Raw genomic sequence first — 21780 nt, forward strand, 5'->3', positions numbered from 1 at the left:
CGTCTGTTTTTTGTCAACTACAGGATTGGATCGCTAGTTTACCCAGCTATATCAAGGGTTTGTTTAAAGATTTGAGCTGCGAAAGTTGAGTTATTTATTCAAAGCGATAGGTCCAGAACCGTTCAGTACCGAATCTTTTCTTCATAGCTTCACTCTCCACCATTGTTGGATCCACAGGTAGTTGCCACTGCGAACGATGTGATTGAATCGAGCCAATCTTATTCGGAAGGAATTTGCTGACATCATGAATAATATCAGGTGTCCCGAGTATATCCTCGTGTCCTTGTGAAAATGCAATAACATGGACAACAGGTCTCTGTTCCTTAGGCAACTTAGCAATCGTACGGATAACAGCCGCTCCTGTTGCATCATGGTCTGGATGGACACTATACAAAGGATGAAAGGTGATTACTAATGAGGGATTAACATCCTCAATAAGAGACCCTATGACGGCATCAATGTCCTCATGTCGTTCGAATTCAATGGTTTTGTCGTGGAAACCCATGAAGCGTATATCTTGAATACCAATATGCCGGCAAGATTCCTCCAACTCCTTCTTTCGAATGGCAGGCAGACTTACTCGATTTGCAAAAAGTGGATTACCCATACTTCGAGCCATTTCTCCCAAGGTTAAGCAGGCATAAGTTACAGGTACACCTTCGCTAATAGACTTAGCTAACGTTCCTGAAATACCAAATGACTCATCATCTGGATGTGGTAAGATTACAAGAATTTGTCGTTCCATATATGTTATTTCCTTCTCTCCCTAGATCAGAATGGTTCTCTGCTTAATTGTAAAGCTACTACCAATTTACCTTCATTATCATGACCTGCTAGAATGAGTCTCTCCGTTTCAGTCTCTTCCCAATGCGTTAATCCTTGAGAATATACCCAACCCTGATCTATCTTAAGGCCAACACGATAAGGCCCATTTCCCTCAATGGAGCCATGTGAATAGTTCACATGACCATTACTAATAAATGTAGAAGCTGTGAATTTAGTTGTATCATTATGCGAGGCATAAGCGCCCGTAGTCATCTCGAGATGAATATATAACTCTTGTTCCTTAAGTTTATCAATGACAAGCTGAACCCTAGTCTGATCTATAAGCTGCATTTTCTCTTCTACTCCTCACGCTTCAGTCTTTAACGATAATATTGTATAGTTCATTATAATCTACATTGGTTACATTCTCAAAATAATAAAAAACCAACACCTTAATTCTTTATCAGAAATAAGATGCTGGTTCTATTCAATTCCAAGTCGATCTATACATAGGCAATATTATTTATATACTTTAACGCGATCTTCCAATGGTGAGAATTCTTTCTCACCAGCAGGAGCAAGCGGAGCGCCAAAAGGCAATTCAGCAAGAAGCTTCCATGAAGCTGGAATGTTCCATTCTTTCTTCACTTCATCATCAATGAGTGGATTATAATGTTGCAGAGTTGCACCTAAACCCTCAACTTCAAGTCCAGTCCAAATAACCAATTGTAGCATACCTGCAGACTGAAGCGACCATAGTGGGAAGTTATCAGCGTAACCTGCAAATGCTGTTTGCAGACCTTCAATTACAGCCTGATCCTCGAAAAACAATACAGTACCATATCCATTGCGGAACATAGCCATTTTCTCAGCTGTAGGCGCGAATTGATCTTCTGCTACGATCGCTTTAAGTGTCTTTTCCGTGATATTCCACAGTTTATCATGCTGTTCTCCAAGAAGAACGACCACTCTTGCGCTTTGTGAATTAAAAGAAGATGGCGTATGTTTTACAGCTTCATTAACAATTTCTTGAATTTTTTCATCGGATACATTGACATCTTTACCAATTGGATAGATCGAACGTCTATCTTGAAGTGCGGCAAAAAATTCTTTAGACATAAATTAAGTAACCTCCAATATGTAATCTACTTACTTTTATAAGTATACATTATTTTATTCCAAATTACAACATCGCTACTCGCACTAAACTATAAATAACAATAAAGGGACCCGGATTACAGACCTTGGTATAGATTTTGGGCTATGGTTCGAACTGGAGTTGGTATCATCCGACAAAAACCTTGGACAATCCGTCGTATTTAAATACGAAAGAAAGAGCCCTTCGAGACGCTAGACGCGTCAATTTCCGAAGTGACTCTTTCTTATATACTGAATATTCAATTGAATTGTTATCCTTATAGATGAATCCTCATAATAGGAGTTGCTTCCGAAGCGGATGCCCCATCCAGAATTTCAACTCGTGTGATGATCTCCTGTCCATCTGGGATAATAATCGGAGTAATAATCGGTAGTCCTGCCTGCTCAATGACCGCAATATCAAATTCAAGCAGCAGCTGACCAGCCTTCACTTCATCACCCGTGCTGACACGTAGAGTAAACCCATTACCCTTGAGCGAGACGGTGTTGATACCGATATGAATTAGCGCCTGTACACCGGATTCATGCTCCAACATGAGGGCATGTTTACTCTTCTCCATTACAAGTACGATCTTACCCGCAAACGGTGCCGTTACTTTACCTTCTGAAGGAATAATAGCAACACCTTCTCCCATCGCCTTAGTAGAGAAGGCGGGATCGGGAACATTCTCAAGTGATACGACTTCACCTTTAATCGGTGCTACGATGTCTAGCGCATCGATTGCTGTGGTTGTTTTCTTTTTACTCCATCCAAACATATAATATTTCCACCTTTCATATAGCTTCATCTCGAATGACGATTGACTCGAAAGGTCTAAGCTCCAGCCGTGACACATCGGAAATTCCATCCTGCGAATCGTGCTGATAATAACATCAGCACGACATCGGCCGATGTTATCAAGACAGTTGAAGATTACACCTTGTTCGTAAAAACTGTTAATGACCAGTAGCATTTCGCCTTATCGGCAAGGGATTCTCTTTGGGAGATCACGTTAATAACGTCCATTAGTAAACCATCGACGTCGTTGAATCCAGAGATTTATCATATCATAAATCTCGTAACGCAGCAATTTGACTCACAATTCAGATCAAAAAGCCGCGATGCTATATTCTCTACGCATCACGACCTTATTTAGCTTCTCAACATCATTACGATGCATACTTATTTATTTCGTATATTTATTTATCCATGACAGTCCGATCGTACCTTCGCCTGCAAGAATTCCCACTACAGGAATAAATGTCATGATTTCTATTTTTAAATGAGGGCTAGTCACAGCAATTTCTTTCTCGATTTCTTTCGCTTCAACGATATTATTAGCATGCATGATACAGATACCCTTCATTTTTTCTACATCAACTTTCATGTAGTCCATGAGCTTCTGTTTTGCCTTTTTGAAGGTACGTATTTTATCTTGAACGATAATTTTACCTTTATCAAATCGAATAATCAAATGAATTTTCAACAAATTGCTAATCACTAACTGCGTTCCTGATACTCGGCCACTCCGATGTAACTGTTGCAGATTTGCCGGAATGAGGAAGAATTCCATATGATCAATCATGTTTTGAATTTCTTCTTTAATTTCAAGCGCGGAATGCCCCTGCTGTTGCAATTCCACACCCTTTAGAATCATTTCTCTAAGCGGAAATGCCCCTACGTTAGAATCAATGCCGACAACGGTTGCTTCAGCCATTTCAGCGGCTTGCATAGAGTTCTCATAAGTACCGCTTAGCTTAGATGAACAATGAATTGCAATAATTTCATCATATTTGTCTTTTAATGACTCATATAACTCTACAAATTCTCCAATAGGAGGTTGGGAGCTACCTGCCTTCGCGTGTAAGGCAAGTTTCTGGTATACTTCATCATTCGTTATATCTATAGTTTCCTTATAGCATTCATCTCCGAAAACTAAGCGTAATGGAACAATATAAATATGATGATCTCTTGCGAACTCAGGGTCAATGGTGCAGGTACTATCAGTTACCCAAGCAATTGATTTCATTGGATCACTTCTCGCTTTCATAGTTGATATTATGTAATAAAGATAACAAACAAGTTATAGATATTCAACTTTATGTAACCATTCTAACAACCCTATCTTCTAATAATGAAGATGTATATAGTATAATATGGCGTATAGGAGATGATTATAATGTTTCAGCATGTAGATAAGAATTATTCCAACTATGATTTCAGCGATGCTGATTTGCGCTATGGTGAACTTCGAAACTGTACCTTCAATGAGTGTATATTCCGCGGCACACCGCTTGAAGAAGTATTTACATACAACTGCTTATTCATTAACTGTGACTTTGCAAATGCCAATCTTAATTCCTCTCAACATACGGGTTCAGCATTTACCAATTGTCGATTTTACGGAAGCAACTTATTTGTGTCTAAATTCGTAAATTGCAAGATGATCGGATCTGACTTCTCCGAGGCTAGAATGGATGGAATCACAATTGAAGCAGGGGATTGGTCGTATACGTGTCTTCGACATGTCAATTTAAGTAAACAAGACTTACGTAAAGTTCGTTTTAACGAAGCTGACATGTATCAGATTAACTTAGAAAAAGCGGATCTGAGAGACGCAGATTTAACTCAAGTTCAATTTGCTAAAGCTAATATTCAGGGAGCTGATCTGAGAGGGGCAATCCTTGATGGAATTGACTTTAAATCACTAGATATCAAAGGTGTACGCATGGATATTAACCAGGCTGCAGCTGTAGCGCGTTCTTATGGCGCTAAAATTGACTAATTCAGATTTAAAAAAGGATAGGTACAAATTTTCCTAAGTAAACAATAATAAATGACAGTCCAAGGATAAATGTGCCCTTGGCCTGCCATTTTAAATTATTTGTATGGGTATTAGAAAAAGGAACATCGCTTAGAATATATCCGTTAACTTAACGATCCAGTTGTTGACTAGTTAAAACAAGAGGACCATCTGCGGTAATTGCTAACGTATGTTCATACTGAGCAGACCATCCACCGTCGATCGTTCTTGCTGTCCAACCGTCTTGATCAATCTTACTGCGGTAAGTCCCTGTATTAATCATCGGTTCAATCGTAAGCACCATACCCTCTTTCAACCGGGTACCTACATTAGGGGGACCATAGTGAGGCACTTGTGGTGCTTCATGCATGTCTTTCCCGATTCCATGACCAATGAACTCACGAACTACTGAGAATCCTTCAGCTTCAGCATAGATCTGAATAGCATTAGAGATATCACCAATTCGATTTCCAATAACAGCCTTTTCGATGCCTAGGTAAAGAGATTTTTCCGTAACATCCAATAACTTCAGATGTTGCTCAGAGACATTTCCTACAGGATACGACCAGGCAGAGTCAGCCAACCAACCATTCAAATTAACAACCATATCCACGGTTATAATGTCGCCATCTTTTAGCTTCGTATGGCTCGGAAAACCGTGGCATATCACGTCGTTTACCGATGCACAAGTTGCAAATGGGTAACCATTGTAGCCTTTTTGTTCCGGTGTAGCACCGTTTTTAATGATAAAGTTCTCAGCAAATCGATCAATCTCTAGTGTAGTGATACCAGGAGCGATCATCTTACTAATCTCACGATGACATGCTGCTAATATTTCACCTGCTGCTTTCATCTTTTGAATCTGTTCCTTGGTTTTAATTGTTATCATACTTTTATCCCTCATTTTTTCATGGTCTATATATTATACTCAAAGTTCCGCTACTCGTGAAATAAATTTAACACAAAGCAGTACAAAAAGTCCCAACCCTCTCAGGTTAAGACCTACCAAAAAAACAATAGAACTCTATAATACCACTTTATTCAACTCTCAGCGAATAGTTCGCTCGGTCTGTTTCCAAATAAACCCTGTCGTTCTTTACATAGGCTTGCACAAGTCCAGATAATTGAATTTCAAAAATATTCTGAGGCAGAGGGACCTCCTGCTCCTCTTTAATGACATGACCTGATCCATGCAAAAGGATTGCGCTGCCATTTGTATATCCATCCAGAGATTCTGTAGCTTCTCTAAATCCAATCTCATCTAATTGCACTCTCACTTGATCTAAATCTTTTTCCTCCCGCTTATCGATCCAGATGGATTCATTGATATGTGAATTTAACCAATCTGAGACTTCTAGTAATTGCTTATGCATGTTGATCCTTCTCCTTATATCGTCTGATAGTCTGCTTCTTTAACAGAAATAACACTTATTAAGAGTCTAACCAATAAGGTCAAAAGGCAGACCAAGGATTATCCCTGATCTGCCTTTTCTGTTCAGTCCGAAGACTCCACAGTCTGCTCCACATCCAACCATGTACGCATCATAGATAACAGATGAGCACTATTGACTGGCTTCGTAATATAATCAGAAGCTCCCGCTTCTATACATTCTTCACGATCTCCTTTCATCGCCTTAGCCGTCAACGCAATGATTGGTAAGGATTGGAATTCAGGCCGCTCCCGAATGGCTCGTGTGGTCTCATATCCATCCATAACAGGCATCATGATATCCATGAGTATGATATCTGTATCCGGATTCTTCTCCAGAAGTGTTATGGCTTCATGCCCATTTTCGGCAGCTATAACCATCATATTATGTCGTTCTAGAATGGTCGTTAAGGCAAATATATTACGAATATCATCATCAACGACAAGGACTTTTTTAAATTTGATCATTTCGTCGGATTGGTGCAACTTCAGAATGGTCTCACGTGGTCCCTCAGGGAGATTCTCCGATTTACGATGTAAGAAAATACTGGTTTCATCCATCATCTGAATAGGCGATTTCACAATTTTGATGACAGCAGATTTCATTAGTTCTTCCAACTCTACTTCTTCATCCTGTGTCCACTTCTTCGTTCGATTCATTACGATGCGGATGTATTTATTCTCCGCATTCTTTTGAACCTCGCGAACAAATTGGAGGACGTCCATGTCCTTCAGTTCATTATCTAGAAGTAGACAATCTACATCTTTGGTTTTCAAATGATTCAAAGCTTTACGCGCCGTATCTACTGCTGTGATTTTTACATCTTTATTTGCAATCCACTCTAGGCATTGTTGACGTCGCTCATCGTCACTAATTAACATGAGCAGATTATGAACCTTTTTATCAGCGTAAGTATTCATCTTATCAAGCGAATTCTCTAATTCTTCGTTAGATACGGGTTTACAGATGTAGTCGTATACACCCTTTTGCATTAATTGAATCTCATCTTCCTCTACACTAATGACACAAACAGGAATATGGCGAACATTCATATCGTTCTTCAAATGCTCAATCACTAGCCAACCATCTGTATCTTTTAATCTGAGATCTAATGTAATAGCTGCCGGTTTGTACTTGCTTGCTAGTTCAAGTGCATTCGAGCCCTTAGCTGTAATTACGGCTTTGATATTTCTCTTATGCAGTAAGTTCAATAGAATTTCATTGAACTTAAGATCATCTTCAATGATGAGAAACACACGATCTCCTGGTTCAATATGGTCTCGGTCATCCACAATGTCATGCTCTGAGTTCTGCTTATTCATATATCGCCGCTCAGGAGGCGTAACATCAATAACTTCAGGAATGTATTTATGCTCAACTTCAATTTCTTGATAATCCGCATCAATAGGTAAGAATAATTTAAAGAAACTTCCTTTGTTCGCAACACTATACAAAGTGATCTCTCCACCAAGCATTGAAGCAATTTCACGAGAAATAGCTAGACCCAGACCCGTACCCCCGTATACTCGATTTGTACTACCATCTGCCTGCTGGAAGGCTTCAAATATAATACGTTGTTTATCCTCTGGGATACCGATTCCCGTATCACTTACGGAGAAGCATAGGACCATCTTCGCATTATCTAACGTTGTATTCCCATTCCCCCAGCCTTCAAGAGATTTATGAATATCGAGCATTACTTGTCCTTTCTCCGTGAACTTGAACGCATTAGACAACAAATTCTTCAGAACCTGCTGCAATCTCTTGGAGTCAGTCACAATGGTCTTAGGAACATTCATATCTACCTTAATGTTAAATTCTAATTTACTACCATCCACCATGTGTCTAAATGTTCGATCGATATTGTCTACCAATTCCGATATCAATATCTCGTTGTAATCAGGAGTAATTGTCCCAGATTCAATCTTAGATAGATCGAGAATATCGTTAATTAGGTTTAATAGATCAAATCCAGAATCCTGAATCGTCTTGGCAAATTTCACTTGGTGAGATGACAGATTCTCATCCGGATTCTCCGCGAGTTGTTCTGCAAGCAACAGTAAGGAATTCAACGGTGTACGAAGTTCATGCGACATATTTGCTAAAAACTCGGATTTATACCTGGATGTTAGAACTAGTTGCTCTGCTTTTTCTTCTAAAAAACGTTTAGCGATTTCAACCTCATTATTTTTGCTTTCAACTTCTGCCTTTTGCACAACCAATAGCTTAGCTTTATCTTCTAATTCTTCATTCGTATTTTGTAGTTCTAATTGTTGCTTCTGAAGCTTCTCAGTCAGCGATTGTGATTGCATCAATAATTCTTCCGTTCTCTGGTTCGCCTGCATAGTGTTTAGAACAACTCCGATAGATTCCATTAATTGGTCTAAGAAGGCAATATCAATGTCACCGAACGCTCGGAACGAAGCCAGTTCCAATACTGCAAGGACCTGATCCTCAAATAGAATCGGCAGCATAATAATATTCAGCGGCTTCGCCTCTCCTAGTCCCGAGGAAATAACAACATAATCACTAGGGACATTCGTCAGGAGTATGCGTTGCTTCTCAATTAAACATTGACCTACTAAACCTTCTCCAGCACGGAATTCATTCGAGAGTTGTTTACGTTGTTGATAAGCATAGCTTGCGAAAAGAGACAATACAGGCTCGCCATTCACCGCTTCATTAATATAAATTACACCATGCTGCATAGACACTAAGGGTGCTAATTCAGACAGAATCATCCGACAAACCGCATACAAATCTCTTTGGCCTTGTAGTAATCGTGAGAACTTGGCCAGATTAGTCTTCAGCCAATCCTGATTCGTATTAATTCGCGTCGTTTCCTTTAAATTCCGAATCATTTCATTTACGTTATCTTTCAGGGCTGCTACTTCACCTGCTGCAGCGACATCGATCGTACGGGATAAATCACCATTTGTAACCGCGGTCGCTACATTCGTTATGGCTCGAACTTGTGTAGTTAATGTACTCGCCATATAGTTGACGTTGTACGTAAGATCTCGCCATGTTCCTGCTGCACCCGGTACATTCGCTTGTCCACCTAGTTTACCTTCAGCTCCTACTTCACGTGCAACTGTCGTGACTTGATCTGCAAACGTAGCTAACGTATCGATCATATTGTTAATCGTATCTGTCAACTCAGCAATTTCACCCTTCGCATCTACGTTCAACTTCTGTTTCAAGTTACCATTAGCCACGGCAGTTACAACCTTAGCAATGCCACGCACCTGATCGGTCAGATTATTCGCCATGATATTCACATTATCCGTAAGATCCTTCCAAATACCTCCAACCCCACGCACTTGGGATTGACCGCCAAGTTTCCCATCCGTCCCCACTTCACGGGCTACCCTTGTTACTTCTGAAGCAAAAGAATTCAACTGATCTACCATCGTATTAATGGTATTCTTCAACTCTAGCAATTCGCCCTTCACATCGACTGTAATCTTCTTCGATAAGTCGCCGTTCGCAACAGCTGTCGTCACGCCTGCAATATTACGCATCTGCACCGTTAGATTACTCGCCATGAAGTTAACTGTATCGGTTAAGTCCTTCCATGTACCCGACACATCCTTCACATCCGCTTGTGCTCCCAGTTTACCTTCTGTTCCCACTTCACGGGCTACCCTCGTCACTTCGGAAGCGAAGTTGCTTAGTTGATCTAACATCGTGTTCATCGTGTTCTTCAGCTCTAGCATTTCACCTTTAACATCAACAGTAATTTTCTTTGTTAAATCTCCTTTGGCAACAGATGTCGTTACTGCCGCTATATTCCGAACTTGATCCGTCAGATTACGAGCCATACTATTAACGCCTTCGGTCAAGTCTTTCCATGTCCCGCCTACACCTTTTACTTGAGCTTGCCCTCCAAGTTTACCCTCCGTACCTACTTCCTGTGAGACCCTCGTCACTTCAGAAGCAAATGTAGACAGCTGGTCCACCATCGTATTAATCGTATTCTTCAGTTCTAGTATTTCACCTTGAACATCGGCCGTAATTTTCTTAGATAGGTCCCCATTAGCAACAGCCGTTGTAACGACCGCTATATTACGCACTTGATCTGTTAAATTCAAAGCCATGTAGTTAACACTCTCTGTTAGATCACGCCACGTTCCCGCCACACCTTTAACCTGAGCTTGTCCTCCGAGCATTCCAAGTGTGCCCACCTCACGAGCCACACGAGTAACCTCTGATGCAAACGTAGAGAGTTGATCAACCATCGTATTAATCGTATTCTTTAACTCTAGTATTTCACCTTTGGCATTTACCGTAATATGCTTAGATAGATCTCCCTTTGCTACGGCTGTAGTCACTTCAGCAATATTACGCACTTGATCTGTCAATGTACCCGCCATAAAGTTGACCTTATCGGTTAAGTCTTTCCACGTTCCAGAGACATCTTTCACATCTGCTTGCCCACCCAGTTTACCTTCTGTAGAAACTTCCCTTGCTACTCTTGTCACTTCTGATGCAAAATTACTTAACTGATTAACCATCGTATTAATGGTACTCTTTAACTGGAGGATTTCTCCCTTTGCATCAACAGTAATCGTCTTCGATAGATCTCCCTTAGCAACGGCTGTCGTTACCTCGGCTATATTCCGTACTTGATTCGTTAAATTACTAGCCATATAGTTAACACTTTCAGTTAAATCACGCCAAGTTCCCGCCACACCACTTACCTCGGCTTGTCCCCCGAGAATCCCTTCAGTACCTACATCACGTGCCATCCGAGTTACTTCAGAAGCGAACATCGATAATTGATCAACCATCGTATTAATCGTATTCTTTAACTCCAGTATTTCACCTTGAACATCTGCTGTAATCTTCTTAGAAAGATCACCATTCGCTACTGCTGTGGTTACAACAGCAATATTACGCACTTGATTCGTCAAATTAGACGCCATGTCATTGACACTTTCAGTTAAATCACGCCATGTTCCTGATACACCCTTAACGTTGGCCTGTCCACCAAGTTTACCTTCTGTACCCACTTCACGCGCCATACGAGTAACTTCAGAAGCAAATGTGGAGAGCTGCTCCACCATGGTATTAATGGTATTCTTTAACTCTAGTATCTCACCACTAGCATTAACAGTAATTTGCTTCGATAAGTCCCCTTTAGCCACAGCCGTTGTTACCGCTGCAATATTTCGAACCTGATCTGTTAAATTAGTAGCCATATTATTCACGCTATCTGTTAGGTCTTTCCATGTCCCCGATACACCCTTCACGTTGGCTTGACCACCCAGATTACCTTCTGTGCCCACTTCACGGGCTACACGTGTAACTTCTGATGCAAAAATGCTCAATTGATTCACCATCATATTAATATTATTCGCTGATTTCTTAAATTCACCCGTCAATGGTCGTCCCTCAAATTCAAGATCTATCGTTTGAGAAAGATCACCTTGGGCAACGGCGTTAATGACCCGAACCATTTCACTTGTAGGTTGTATGAGATCTATAACCATGCCGTTTAGAGACTCAATCGCGATGCCCCATGAGCCACCTGTATTTTTATGTGTAAATCTTCTAGAGACGTTCCCTTCTTTTCCAACTACTTTCGCTACCGTCTGAATTTCAACAACCATGTTCTCCTGCATATCCATAATTTCATTAAAAGTGTCAGACACTTTGCCTGCAACACCAGTATCATCGTATGGTAGTCTATAAGAAAAATCACCCTTCTTCAGCGCCATTAATGCATTTAACAATTCCCCAACGTCTATTTGATCATTGGATTGATCTTCTTTACGTTTCTGATCTGTCATGATTATTTTCCTCTCTGGGCAATTTATTGGCTTGGTTGTTTTTATTCTTTTACCTAGTTATGTATTAAAAGACTTAGTCTCAATCCACCTTCTCGTTGCATGTCGAAATTGAACAACAAACACTTTTTATTTCAATTACCCCGATCAAATTAAATTGAAACAGAGAGATAAATATAAAAAAATAGATCAGATAACTAACGAATAATACATTAGTTTCTTGATCTATTCCAAATGAAAATACTATGGCTTCAGTACTAATGTGATTTAGTCCTCTTCCTTATAGGACCATTTCCACCTTTTCGATCACTGAACTTCGGTGTCCATGCCGACACAATCAATAACGACAACAGGTCCACAACCAAGGACAATAACTGTGTCCCCTTACTATACCCCGCACTATCCACCGCCCAGTATGGTGTAGGCGTGTTCTGGTGAAGCAAAGTCTACACATAACCAGATAAGCCGAAAAAGTCAGGGATTCGTGTAAATTATATTTTACAATTTCATGATCTTGAGGTATAGTCGCCACTATGCTAAGATAACAATATAAATAAGGGATCGGCAGCAACCGATCCCTCCGTGTAACAACTTGAGTGGGATTTCCCTTCAAGACAATGCTTGACTCAGTAAATAACCCACAGGTGCTAGCCTATAAGTGGGTTATTTTCGTTTATCGACGTAAGTTAGAAGCGACAGTACAAAAATACCGAACGCAATTACCTCACCCAACGAAATGTTCATGGCATCACCTCCTTTCGGAGAGAGCCACCCCACTCAAGGCGTGTCACACTTGCATATTATACCATACAAGCCATATTTACTCATTCAAATTTTATTATTCTTTCAGTTTAAGTGCATGTTTCTTATTAAATCTCATAAACAAGACCAATCCGCAAATCGCTAACAATCCACCCGAAATCTGAATATAGCTCATCGTCTCATCTAACAGAAGGTATGCAAGCAAGCTAGCCCCGATAGGCTCTCCCAATATACTCATAGACACGGTTGTAGCCGATATATATTTCATTAACCAGTTAAACAACATATGTCCAAGTACCGTTGGAATGATTGCTAACAAAAGGAATATTGCCCATTCACGATCCGCATAATTTGTAAACGATACACCCATCCCTATATTATAAATAGCAAACACGATGACAGCAGAAGAAAATACAACAAGGCTGTACACATACGACGATAAATCCCCTAATAACTTTTGGCCTAATAACATATGTACTGCAACGGCTAACGTTCCAAGTACAGATAACAGATCCCCATATAAATTCGTACTAGATACCCCAATATCGCCCAATCCTATGAGGACAGCCCCTATGATCGCCACCATCATCCCGATTAGTGCCACGCTAGATAATCTTTCCTTAAACAGAATATATGCTCCAATCCATATAAAAACCGGTTCAAGAGCCAAAATAATGGTTGAACTTGATACCGTTGTATACTTCAGTGAGCCCATCCACAACAAAAAGTGTAGGGCAAGGAAGACACCGGAAGTGATTAACCAGAACCACGTTTTCATCGAAATTCTACGCAATTCATGTAATTTCCGTAAGCCGAAAGGTAGCATACATATAACAGCAAATAGTAGTCGGTACATCCCTTGAATAGAGGCAGGAGCAGAAGACCACTTTACAAAAATAGAAGAAAAGGAGACCGCTATAATACCAATGAAAAGTGGTATCATAATCGGAACGGGTGCTACTGACTTTTTCACAACATTTTCTTTCCTTTCGTATGTTAATTCAGTCTAGTTAGTATGATATTCAGTCATCTTAGCAATATAGAATTACATTACCTCCCTACCCTTTAACGGATCCGATCATAACCCCCTTCTTGATCTGGTGAAATCGTTCAAGAAAATCGTAGGGTTAACTGCCACTGAGTTCAGAAATGCGTACTCCAAACGATTGCTTTTCTATGAGTAAAATTAGAATCTAGCTTATTCGATGAGTCCAGAAGAAAAGATAACAAACATGCAGAACAAGGTTTACGTGTCACTTCCTTGTTCTGCATGTTTGTTAATTTAGATAATATAGAGTTCAGTACTCTTTCCCCTGTGTACGCCGCGCAAAATCAACAAATTGAAACTTATCCAATCGATGTCGTGACTCTGTATATTGAAAGAGCGTGGTATCTTCCAAATACACATAATTACGTACTACAACTACATGTGAGTAATTATGCAGGTCAATGAGCTGAGCATCCTCTTCCGTTAATTCTTCCACCGAAATGACTTTCTTAGCATAGCTTATTTTTAGATGTAACACTTGTTCTAGATATTCATAAATCGACCCTGCAGCAATGGTTGCATCCAAGAAAGGGACAACGCTCGGGAGAAAGTAATCCTTATCTAGGATAACTCGATCTCCTTCAATTTCACGAACACGAATGACCTCCCAGATGGAGTTTTCTTCTATCTGTTGGAGCTGCTTTGAAATTTCGGCAGGTGTATCGATCAACTCTGTCTTATACACTAACGTTTGAGACGGTCTTCCAATGCGCTCTGACATCTCCTTGAAACTGACTAATCCGGTAATCGGAAAATTCATCCGCCCAATATCAAGCACAAACGAGCCTTTACCCTTAATCTTATGAATATAACCATTCTCAGATAGGAGTTGGAGCGCTTTACGGACTGTTTCACGGGATGTATTGTACGCTTCCGTAAGCTCATTCTCTGAGGGTAACTTCGTACCTGGACTTAACTCATTATTTTGTATTTTATCTGTAAATTCTTTATAGATATACAGAAAGATATTCTTCTTCAATGTGATCACCACACTTATTGTATCATGAATGTATCCATTAGAATAATGGGTACATTAATCTTTCACACTAACTCTCAGAACTTCTTCTCGACGGTCAGAAGCACCGTTTAACAATTCCTCAACTCGTTCCACTCGCTCTTGGCCATCTGGAATAATGATCGGTGTAATCAAGGAATATCCTGCTTCAGAAATAGCTTCCCTATCGAATTCAAGTAACAGCTGACCTGCCTGAACTTCTTGGCCAGTCTCCACATGACTTGTAAAGCCATTGCCCTTGAGTGATACCGTGTTAATACCCACATGGATCAGAATTTGTACGCCTGTATCATGTTCTAACATGATGGCATGCTTTGTCTTGAACACAAGGGCTATCTTACCATCGAACGGAGCAAATACCTTACCTTCACTTGGTTCAATAGCCACCCCTTGACCCATATGCCGCTCCGAAAATGCAGGATCAGGTACCTGCTCTAGGGATAATGTTGTTCCCAATATAGGAGCTACTATGGATAATACATCTATTGAACTTTCATTGTTATTTCTACCGATCGTTGTCTGCTCTTTAATAGCCACAGTCTCAACAGTGACTTCAGGGTTGGAAGAACCCTTGATACTTTTGTCCACAACTACATTCTGTTCTCTCTTGTTCAATACTTTTCCGTATAGAAGTGTAGCTGCAAATGGAACAACTAACACAATAGCCATACCTACAAAGAATATGCCCCATTGATTAGAAAAGATTGATAGAAATCCCGGAATGCCTCCTACACCAATGGAGTAAGCAAGAACATGGTTCATAGTAAGGACTACCCCAGCGATCCCTGAACCTATCATCCCAAAGAAGAATGGATATTTATAACGAATATTCACACCAAAAATGGCAGGTTCCGTTACACCGAGGAAGGCAGAAACAGAAGAGGTAAATGCTAGTCCCTTACTCTTTTGTTCCTTAAATACTAACATCATAGCTAGTGCAGCTGAACCTTGAGCGATGTTAGATAATGCCAGCATAGGCCATAGGAAGGTCCCTCCCTCAGTACCAATTAACTGTACATCGACGGCTAAGAATGTATGGTGCATGCCCGTAATAACCAACATAGAATAAAAACCACCATAAATGAGTCCACCTAAAGCTGGAAATCCGTCAAAAACATAAACCAAGCCTGAGGTAATTCCATTACCCACAGCAAATGTAATTGGACCAATCACTGTAAAAGCTAGAAATCCCGTAATCAGTAATGTGATCGGAGCCACAAGCAGCAACTTAAAGGAGTCAGGTATTCGTTTATTAAGAAATCCCTCTATTTTAGCAAGAATATAAGCAGATACAAGCACCGGAAGGACTTGACCTTGATAGCCTATCTTTTCAACATCAAAACCGAATAGATGCCATACCGGAACGTTACCCGCAGTTACCGCATCAGCATAACCATAAGCACTCAATAGATCCGGATGAACAAGAATTAGTCCTAATACAATCCCAAGCAGAGGACTACCCCCAAATCTAGTGACTGCCGACCAACCAATTAATGCAGGTAGGAAGGTAAAGGCAGTACTCGCAATCGTATTAATAATGGAAGCAAAATCTTGCCACTGAGGATAGACCTGTACAAGTGACTTCCCATCAAAGAAGATCCCTACACCTGTCAGAATATTATTAATCCCCAGTAACAGACCTGCTGTTACAATCGCTGGAAGAATCGGAATAAAAATATCTGCCAGTGCTTTTATAGCCTGTTGTAAAGGATTCTGTTTCTTACCTGCCGCTTTCTTCACATCATCTTTAGAAGAGCGCTCTCCACCTGTCATTGTAATCATCTCTTCATATACTCTATCAACCAGACCTGGTCCGATTACGACTTGAAACTGACCTTGAGAAGAAAATTGTCCTTTAACTAAATCGTTACTCTCAAGTGCCTCTACATCCACTTTACTCTCATCGTAAAGGGCAAATCTTAATCTAGTAACACAGTGTGTTGCCGCCTCTATATTCTCTTTACCACCAACTGCTTTAACGATCTGTTCCACATTTTTTTTATCGATTGTCGCCATATTTTTTCACCTCACGATATTATTTTTTCTTTACTTTATAATCCACATATAAGAAGCGTACGGTGATAATGAAGTCGATTGTGCTAATTCTGGTACATGTAACGTATTACTAATCAACAATTCAGAGACTTGTTCGTTCATACGTTCATTCCAGAATTCATCAGGGATAGAGAAGGAAACCTCTTGGTCGCTGAAATTGGACATCACGATGAGCGTCTCCTGCTCATTGATTCTCGCATACGTATAGACTTGTGGATGACTTTCATCCAACCTTACGTACATACCATCCTTAAGAATCACCAACTCTTTACGTAGTGCAATCAGTTTCTTGTAGTGGTTATATATTGAATCTGCGTCCTCTAGTTGGGAGTGCACATTAATTGTTCGATACCGCTCATCCACTTTAATCCAAGGTGTACCCGTAGTGAAACCAGCGTTAATCGTAGTGTCCCACTGCATTGGTGTACGTGAATTATCACGAGATCGCTCACGGATGATGTTTAACGCCTCATCCGGTTCTTTCCCTTGCTCCTGCAAGATCCTATACATATTCTTAGATTCAATGTCACGAAACTCATCGATATTGTTCCATACAGGGTTGGGCATGCCGATCTCCTCGCCCTGATATACGTAGGGTGTTCCTTGCAATCCATGTAATGTTGTAGCTAATAATTTCGCACTTTCAGTACGGTATTTACGATCATCCGTGAATCTAGATAGTGCTCTAGGTTGATCATGGTTATTGAGAAAGAGGGCGTTCCAACCTCCACCTTCATTCATGCCTACCTGCCACTCTGACAGTAATCTTTTTAACTCTTCGAAATCGTAAGGCATAAGTTCCCACTTCTGCCCATTTAAATAATCGACCTTTAAATGATGGAAATTAAACGTCATAGATAGTTCGTTATTCTCAGGGTTGGAATAGCGAATACATTGAGCAAGTGTTGTAGAAGACATTTCTCCCACCGTTATTAGATGATTTGGACCCCACACCTGGTCGTATACTTCACGAATGAACTCATGTACTCTTGGTCCGTCTGTATAGAAGCGTCGACCATCCCCTGGAGCTATACTACCGTCATCCTCTGGGAAACTTAGATCCTTAGAGATCAGATTAATGACATCCATCCGAAATCCTTTAACTCCCTTTTCAGCCCAGAACTTTAAAAGTTCTACCACCTCTTTACGAACTAATTCATTCTCCCAGTTCAAATCTGCTTGTGTCTTATCAAATAGGGTTAGGAAATACTGTTCCGTTTCTTCATCGTATTGCCAAGCGGAGCCTCCAAACTTAGACTGCCAGTTGTTCGGTACTCCTCCACCTGGTGCAGGGTCCTTCCATATATAGTAATCCCGATAAGGACTATCTTTCGATTGTCTTGCTTGCTTGAACCATTCATGCTCAGTAGAGGAATGATTTACAACGATATCCAACATCAATACCATTTCCCGCTTATGAAGTTCCAACATAAGCTCATCGAAATCTTCCATAGTACCAAATTCAGGATCTATACGGCAGTAATCTGCTACGTCGTAACCGTTATCATTTTGTGGAGATACATACACGGGTTGCAGCCATACAATATCAATTCCTAAGTCATGTAGATAATCCAACTTCATCGTGAGGCCTTTAATATCGCCTGTGCCACTACCGTTTGTATCTTTAAAGCTCTTGGGATATACCTGATACACTGTGGATTTCTTCCACCAATCGGGTTCAATAATTCCCTTCAACGACATCTCCTCCAGTATAGTTGTTTATTTTATAATGTGAACGCTCTCAATACATCCTGTATATACAAGTATATTCTATCATGTATATACAAGTTGTCAAACTCAGCTTCCAAGGTATTTATCCCCTTTTTATCTTCATTACCCAAAAACTCTTCATTCGACATGAAGTAAATCCTCTCAAACTAAAAAAAGAAGTACAATGATCCCGATATCGGTTCAATGTACTTCTTTTCGGTGCCATATTATAGACTTGTGGATCGTCCTTTAGGAATGTACTACTTTCACTTTTTTAATGAATAAAGAAATAATAAAGCCCACAATGGCTACAATTAAGGCAAATATAAACGCATTTTGAACACCCACAGTTAAAGCATTGACCTCATTCGTTGGATCAGAAATATCTGTAACAGTCTTCATATACTTCGCAGTACCCGCTGACATGATACTTACGGCAACGGCTGTACCGATGGCACCTGCCACTTGCTGTAAAGTATTCATAATAGCTGTACCATCAGGATACAACTCACGTGGTAACTGATTTAGTCCATTCGTCTGCGCTGGCATCATAATCATAGCAATACCAATCATCAGGCATGAGTGAAGGACAATAATTATAGCAATAGTCGAAGCCGTTGAGATCCCTGATAAGAACCAGAGTGTAACTATAATAATAGCAAGACCTGGAATAACAAGCCATTTCGGACCATATTTATCAAATAATCGTCCCATTACTGGAGATAAGAATCCGTTTATAAGACCACCGGGCAGCAGAATTAATCCAGCTGTTAGGGCGGACAATTCTAGACCCTTTTGCAGATACATCGGTATTACCAACATTGAGGATAGTATAACCATCATACTAATAAACACCATGAGCAATCCGATAACAAACATCGGATATTTAAATGCCCGCAAATTCATCATTGGCTGTTTCAAGGAAAGTTGACGAAAGGCGAATAATACTAGAGCAACAACTCCAATAATTAAAGACATAATCACTCGTTGGCTCCCCCAACCTCCCTCTTCGCCCGCACTGCTGAAGCCGAATACAACGCCTCCGAAACCAACGGTAGAGAGCAATATAGATAGAATGTCAAATTTCGGCTTCGTAATAGTAGATACATTCTGCATAAACATTATACCGAAAATAAGTGCAATTACTAAGAACGGAAGTGACAACCAGAAGATCCAGTGCCAGCTCAAGTTCGCAAGGAGTAATCCAGATATTGTAGGACCAATCGCTGGCGCAAACATAATGACCAGGCCAATAATCCCCATAGCTGCACCACGTTTTTCCATAGGGAAAATAAGTAATATTGTATTAAACATCAACGGTAGTAATAGTCCCGTTCCTATCGCTTGAATAACACGTGCCAATAGGAGAATCTCAAAGTTCGGAGCCATAGCGGCAACGAGTGTTCCTATTATAGAAAAGATAAGTGACGCGATAAATAGTTGTCTTGTTGTAAACCACTGCAAAAGAAATCCCGTAACTGGAACTAGAATTCCTAGTGTTAATAGATAACCCGTTGTTAACCATTGAACGGTAGAAGGTCCAATATCGAGAAGGGTCATGAGCTCAGTGAGTGCCACATTTAGGGCTGTCTCACTGAACATCCCAATAAATCCGGCGATCAATAACGATATCATAATCGGAAAAACATTGAATTTCTTTTCCTCATTATGATTACTTTGAACATTTGTAGTATGCATAGTTGCTTCCAATTTCCCATCCCCCTGAATATTCTCTATATATTATTTAATGATCCCCATTATAAAGCTGGACACTGCTTCACTAAAAAAGGAACAAATTTAACTGCTGTCAGAAGAGGATCACTATCTTGTTTGGTGAGAGCTAGAATTAGTGCTCCTTCCAACAAAGATACCATGACCGTAGCGATTTCAAGAGCTTTAGCTGCTTCCATCCCTTCGAATCTTAATTGATCAGCAATAATAGTCTGCCAATCATTAAAGACATTCCGGCAAGCCTCTCTTAATGTATTACTAATGCATGACGTTTCCACCGCCATCCAAAAACTAAACGGCATAAAATTCGTGAATTGGCTCTCCTCAGCCTCTTTAGCCATTTCTTGAATAAAGTATTGCATAGCTTCTGTTACATCTTTGGCATTCGCAAAGCTCGTCTTCAATTTGTTGCTAACGATTTGATTACTACACTCTATACATTCAAGAGCTAGCTCCTCTTTACCCTTAGGGAAATAATAATACAAAGACCCCTTAGGTGAGTGACTCTCATTAATAATCTGATTTAGACCTGTAGCATGATAGCCTTGTGTAAAAAATAGTTTCATCGCCGTCTTCAGTATCGTATCTCGCGAATTATGTCCGTCCTTCAACTCTTCACCACCTCACTATTATAACAATCAGTCTACACAATAATTCACAAATTCTATGTAATTGTCAACACAAATATATTTCATGTTTCCTATAGAAAGGGAGATGTCCAACAATTGAAAGAAAGAAAAAAACAAGCAAGTAGCTTAATAAAAGCTCTGCTTGTTTTAGATGTTATCATTTAACCTACACATATATTGTTCCTTCTCTCCGAAACGGTTTCTAATTCTTCCACCAATATTCAAAATATAGATAATGGAGTTGACGTTCATCAATCGGATGAGAGAGATCCTTTTGAAAAAAATAAAAGCCCTATAAAGAGGACTCATTCATGATTTTCAATATGACCGTCAATAATTGTTAAAAGAATTTTTCCTTAAGCAACGTTCTCCTCTATCAGCATATCTGCATCATTTTTTTCATCTTGCTTAGCATGTAATTTCACCATCGCAAATCTTGCAATCGGTTGAATCACTAAACTCTCAGCTGCAAGTACGATCAAGAAATTTCTTGGCCAATTCGATAACCAATTACTAAATGTATCTGAACTAAAACCGTTCGCAATAATGCCTCCAATAAACGTCATACACGCTGACATTCCAATTACAGTGAATACGATACGGAATAGAATCTTTGCATTAAAGCCATCTGATGGCGCAGTAAATTTCTCAACTAATTTTTCTGCAATGCGGCCTATAACTACTCCTTCAAGAAGCATCGCAATAACCACCATAATCGGATATATTTTAAGAATCGATACTGCAACTTCCCCATCAAATCTCCCTACACCTAGAATGGTACCTACTGACGACATCAACAAAGCAGTCAGCGCACAAATGATAAAACCATACAATGCTCCCTCCTTACCGTTTTTTGGCAATCTTGTTTCCTGTTCCATATTTATCTTCCTTTCGAATGTGTA

The 21780-nt window shown here is 40.0% G+C and carries 17 protein-coding genes; 1 reads left to right on the forward strand and 16 read right to left on the reverse strand.

From position 1 onward, the window contains the following. Positions 1-94: 94 nt before the first annotated feature. The 5 genes from bshB2 to J2T13_RS23560 all read right to left on the reverse strand — a co-directional run bounded on the left by bshB2 (position 95) and on the right by J2T13_RS23560 (position 3953). Positions 95-745: a bacillithiol biosynthesis deacetylase BshB2 gene (bshB2, locus tag J2T13_RS23540; protein ID WP_429374866.1), complete on the reverse strand. Its 651-nt coding sequence runs from the start codon at positions 743-745 to the stop codon at positions 95-97. 26 nt (positions 746-771) lie between these two features. Then, positions 772-1116 (reverse strand): YojF family protein, encoded by a 345-nt coding sequence (locus J2T13_RS23545; protein ID WP_429374868.1) that lies wholly within the window; start codon positions 1114-1116, stop codon positions 772-774. Between the two features lie 168 nt (positions 1117-1284). Next, positions 1285-1884, reverse strand: a complete 600-nt coding sequence (locus J2T13_RS23550; RefSeq protein ID WP_429374870.1) for a nitroreductase family protein — start codon at positions 1882-1884, stop codon at positions 1285-1287. A 296-nt stretch (positions 1885-2180) separates the two neighbouring features. After that, entirely contained in the window at positions 2181-2876 is a 696-nt protein-coding gene (locus tag J2T13_RS23555) for a PTS sugar transporter subunit IIA (RefSeq protein ID WP_429374871.1), read from the reverse strand. Between the two features lie 213 nt (positions 2877-3089). Further along, positions 3090-3953, reverse strand: coding sequence for a DegV family protein (locus J2T13_RS23560; protein ID WP_429374872.1), 864 nt, complete (start codon positions 3951-3953; stop codon positions 3090-3092). A 129-nt stretch (positions 3954-4082) separates the two neighbouring features. Here J2T13_RS23560 and J2T13_RS23565 point away from each other — a divergent pair, with 129 nt between their 5' ends. Further along, a complete protein-coding gene (locus J2T13_RS23565; protein WP_429374873.1) occupies positions 4083-4688 on the forward strand; it encodes a pentapeptide repeat-containing protein in 606 nt (201 codons plus the stop codon). Between the two features lie 148 nt (positions 4689-4836). Here J2T13_RS23565 and map read toward each other — a convergent pair whose 3' ends face one another. The 11 genes from map to J2T13_RS23620 all read right to left on the reverse strand — a co-directional run bounded on the left by map (position 4837) and on the right by J2T13_RS23620 (position 21756). Beyond that, a complete protein-coding gene (map, locus tag J2T13_RS23570) occupies positions 4837-5595 on the reverse strand; it encodes a type I methionyl aminopeptidase (protein WP_429374874.1) in 759 nt (252 codons plus the stop codon). Positions 5596-5743: 148 nt separating this feature from the next. Beyond that, a complete protein-coding gene (locus tag J2T13_RS23575; RefSeq protein ID WP_429374875.1) occupies positions 5744-6079 on the reverse strand; it encodes a hypothetical protein in 336 nt (111 codons plus the stop codon). A 122-nt stretch (positions 6080-6201) separates the two neighbouring features. Next, the gene (locus J2T13_RS23580) at positions 6202-11931 is read right to left on the reverse strand and encodes a HAMP domain-containing protein (protein ID WP_429374876.1); all 5730 of its coding nucleotides are present in this window, start codon (positions 11929-11931) and stop codon (positions 6202-6204) included. A gap of 660 nt (positions 11932-12591) precedes the next feature. Then, positions 12592-12672, reverse strand: coding sequence for a putative holin-like toxin (locus tag J2T13_RS23585; RefSeq protein ID WP_429374908.1), 81 nt, complete (start codon positions 12670-12672; stop codon positions 12592-12594). A gap of 94 nt (positions 12673-12766) precedes the next feature. Then, a complete protein-coding gene (locus tag J2T13_RS23590) occupies positions 12767-13663 on the reverse strand; it encodes a DMT family transporter (protein WP_429374877.1) in 897 nt (298 codons plus the stop codon). Positions 13664-13988: 325 nt separating this feature from the next. Continuing rightward, positions 13989-14717 (reverse strand): trehalose operon repressor, encoded by a 729-nt coding sequence (gene treR / locus J2T13_RS23595; protein ID WP_429374878.1) that lies wholly within the window; start codon positions 14715-14717, stop codon positions 13989-13991. 54 nt (positions 14718-14771) lie between these two features. Continuing rightward, positions 14772-16769 carry a PTS system trehalose-specific EIIBC component gene (gene treP, locus J2T13_RS23600; protein ID WP_429374879.1) on the reverse strand — a complete coding sequence of 666 codons (1998 nt, stop codon included), beginning with the start codon at positions 16767-16769 and terminating at the stop codon, positions 14772-14774. 30 nt (positions 16770-16799) lie between these two features. After that, positions 16800-18494 carry an alpha,alpha-phosphotrehalase gene (treC, locus tag J2T13_RS23605; protein ID WP_429374909.1) on the reverse strand — a complete coding sequence of 565 codons (1695 nt, stop codon included), beginning with the start codon at positions 18492-18494 and terminating at the stop codon, positions 16800-16802. Positions 18495-18767: 273 nt separating this feature from the next. Further along, entirely contained in the window at positions 18768-20216 is a 1449-nt protein-coding gene (locus tag J2T13_RS23610) for a DHA2 family efflux MFS transporter permease subunit (RefSeq protein WP_429374911.1), read from the reverse strand. Between the two features lie 59 nt (positions 20217-20275). Further along, positions 20276-20860: a TetR/AcrR family transcriptional regulator gene (locus J2T13_RS23615; RefSeq protein WP_429374881.1), complete on the reverse strand. Its 585-nt coding sequence runs from the start codon at positions 20858-20860 to the stop codon at positions 20276-20278. A gap of 374 nt (positions 20861-21234) precedes the next feature. Continuing rightward, on the reverse strand, positions 21235-21756 hold the full coding sequence (locus tag J2T13_RS23620; protein ID WP_429374882.1) for a DUF2798 domain-containing protein: 522 nt from the start codon (positions 21754-21756) through the stop codon (positions 21235-21237). Positions 21757-21780 lie beyond the last annotated feature (24 nt).

This window comes from Paenibacillus sp. DS2015 (assembly GCF_050433705.1).
In the GTDB taxonomy this organism is placed as follows: Bacteria; Bacillota; Bacilli; order Paenibacillales; family Paenibacillaceae; genus Paenibacillus_AQ.

What these genes read in the sequence shown, in the direction of transcription:
- bshB2 (WP_429374866.1), bottom strand. Translation starts at nt 745, where the DNA reads ATGGAACGACAAATTCTTGTAATCTTACCACATCCAGATGATGAGTCA.
- J2T13_RS23545 (WP_429374868.1), bottom strand. Translation starts at nt 1,116, where the DNA reads ATGCAGCTTATAGATCAGACTAGGGTTCAGCTTGTCATTGATAAACTT.
- J2T13_RS23550 (WP_429374870.1), bottom strand. Translation starts at nt 1,884, where the DNA reads ATGTCTAAAGAATTTTTTGCCGCACTTCAAGATAGACGTTCGATCTAT.
- J2T13_RS23555 (WP_429374871.1), bottom strand. Translation starts at nt 2,876, where the DNA reads ATGCTACTGGTCATTAACAGTTTTTACGAACAAGGTGTAATCTTCAAC.
- J2T13_RS23560 (WP_429374872.1), bottom strand. Translation starts at nt 3,953, where the DNA reads ATGAAAGCGAGAAGTGATCCAATGAAATCAATTGCTTGGGTAACTGAT.
- J2T13_RS23565 (WP_429374873.1), top strand. Translation starts at nt 4,083, where the DNA reads ATGTTTCAGCATGTAGATAAGAATTATTCCAACTATGATTTCAGCGAT.
- map (WP_429374874.1), bottom strand. Translation starts at nt 5,595, where the DNA reads ATGATAACAATTAAAACCAAGGAACAGATTCAAAAGATGAAAGCAGCA.
- J2T13_RS23575 (WP_429374875.1), bottom strand. Translation starts at nt 6,079, where the DNA reads ATGCATAAGCAATTACTAGAAGTCTCAGATTGGTTAAATTCACATATC.
- J2T13_RS23580 (WP_429374876.1), bottom strand. Translation starts at nt 11,931, where the DNA reads ATGACAGATCAGAAACGTAAAGAAGATCAATCCAATGATCAAATAGAC.
- J2T13_RS23585 (WP_429374908.1), bottom strand. Translation starts at nt 12,672, where the DNA reads ATGAACATTTCGTTGGGTGAGGTAATTGCGTTCGGTATTTTTGTACTG.
- treP (WP_429374879.1), bottom strand. Translation starts at nt 16,769, where the DNA reads ATGGCGACAATCGATAAAAAAAATGTGGAACAGATCGTTAAAGCAGTT.
- J2T13_RS23610 (WP_429374911.1), bottom strand. Translation starts at nt 20,216, where the DNA reads ATGCATACTACAAATGTTCAAAGTAATCATAATGAGGAAAAGAAATTC.
- J2T13_RS23620 (WP_429374882.1), bottom strand. Translation starts at nt 21,756, where the DNA reads ATGGAACAGGAAACAAGATTGCCAAAAAACGGTAAGGAGGGAGCATTG.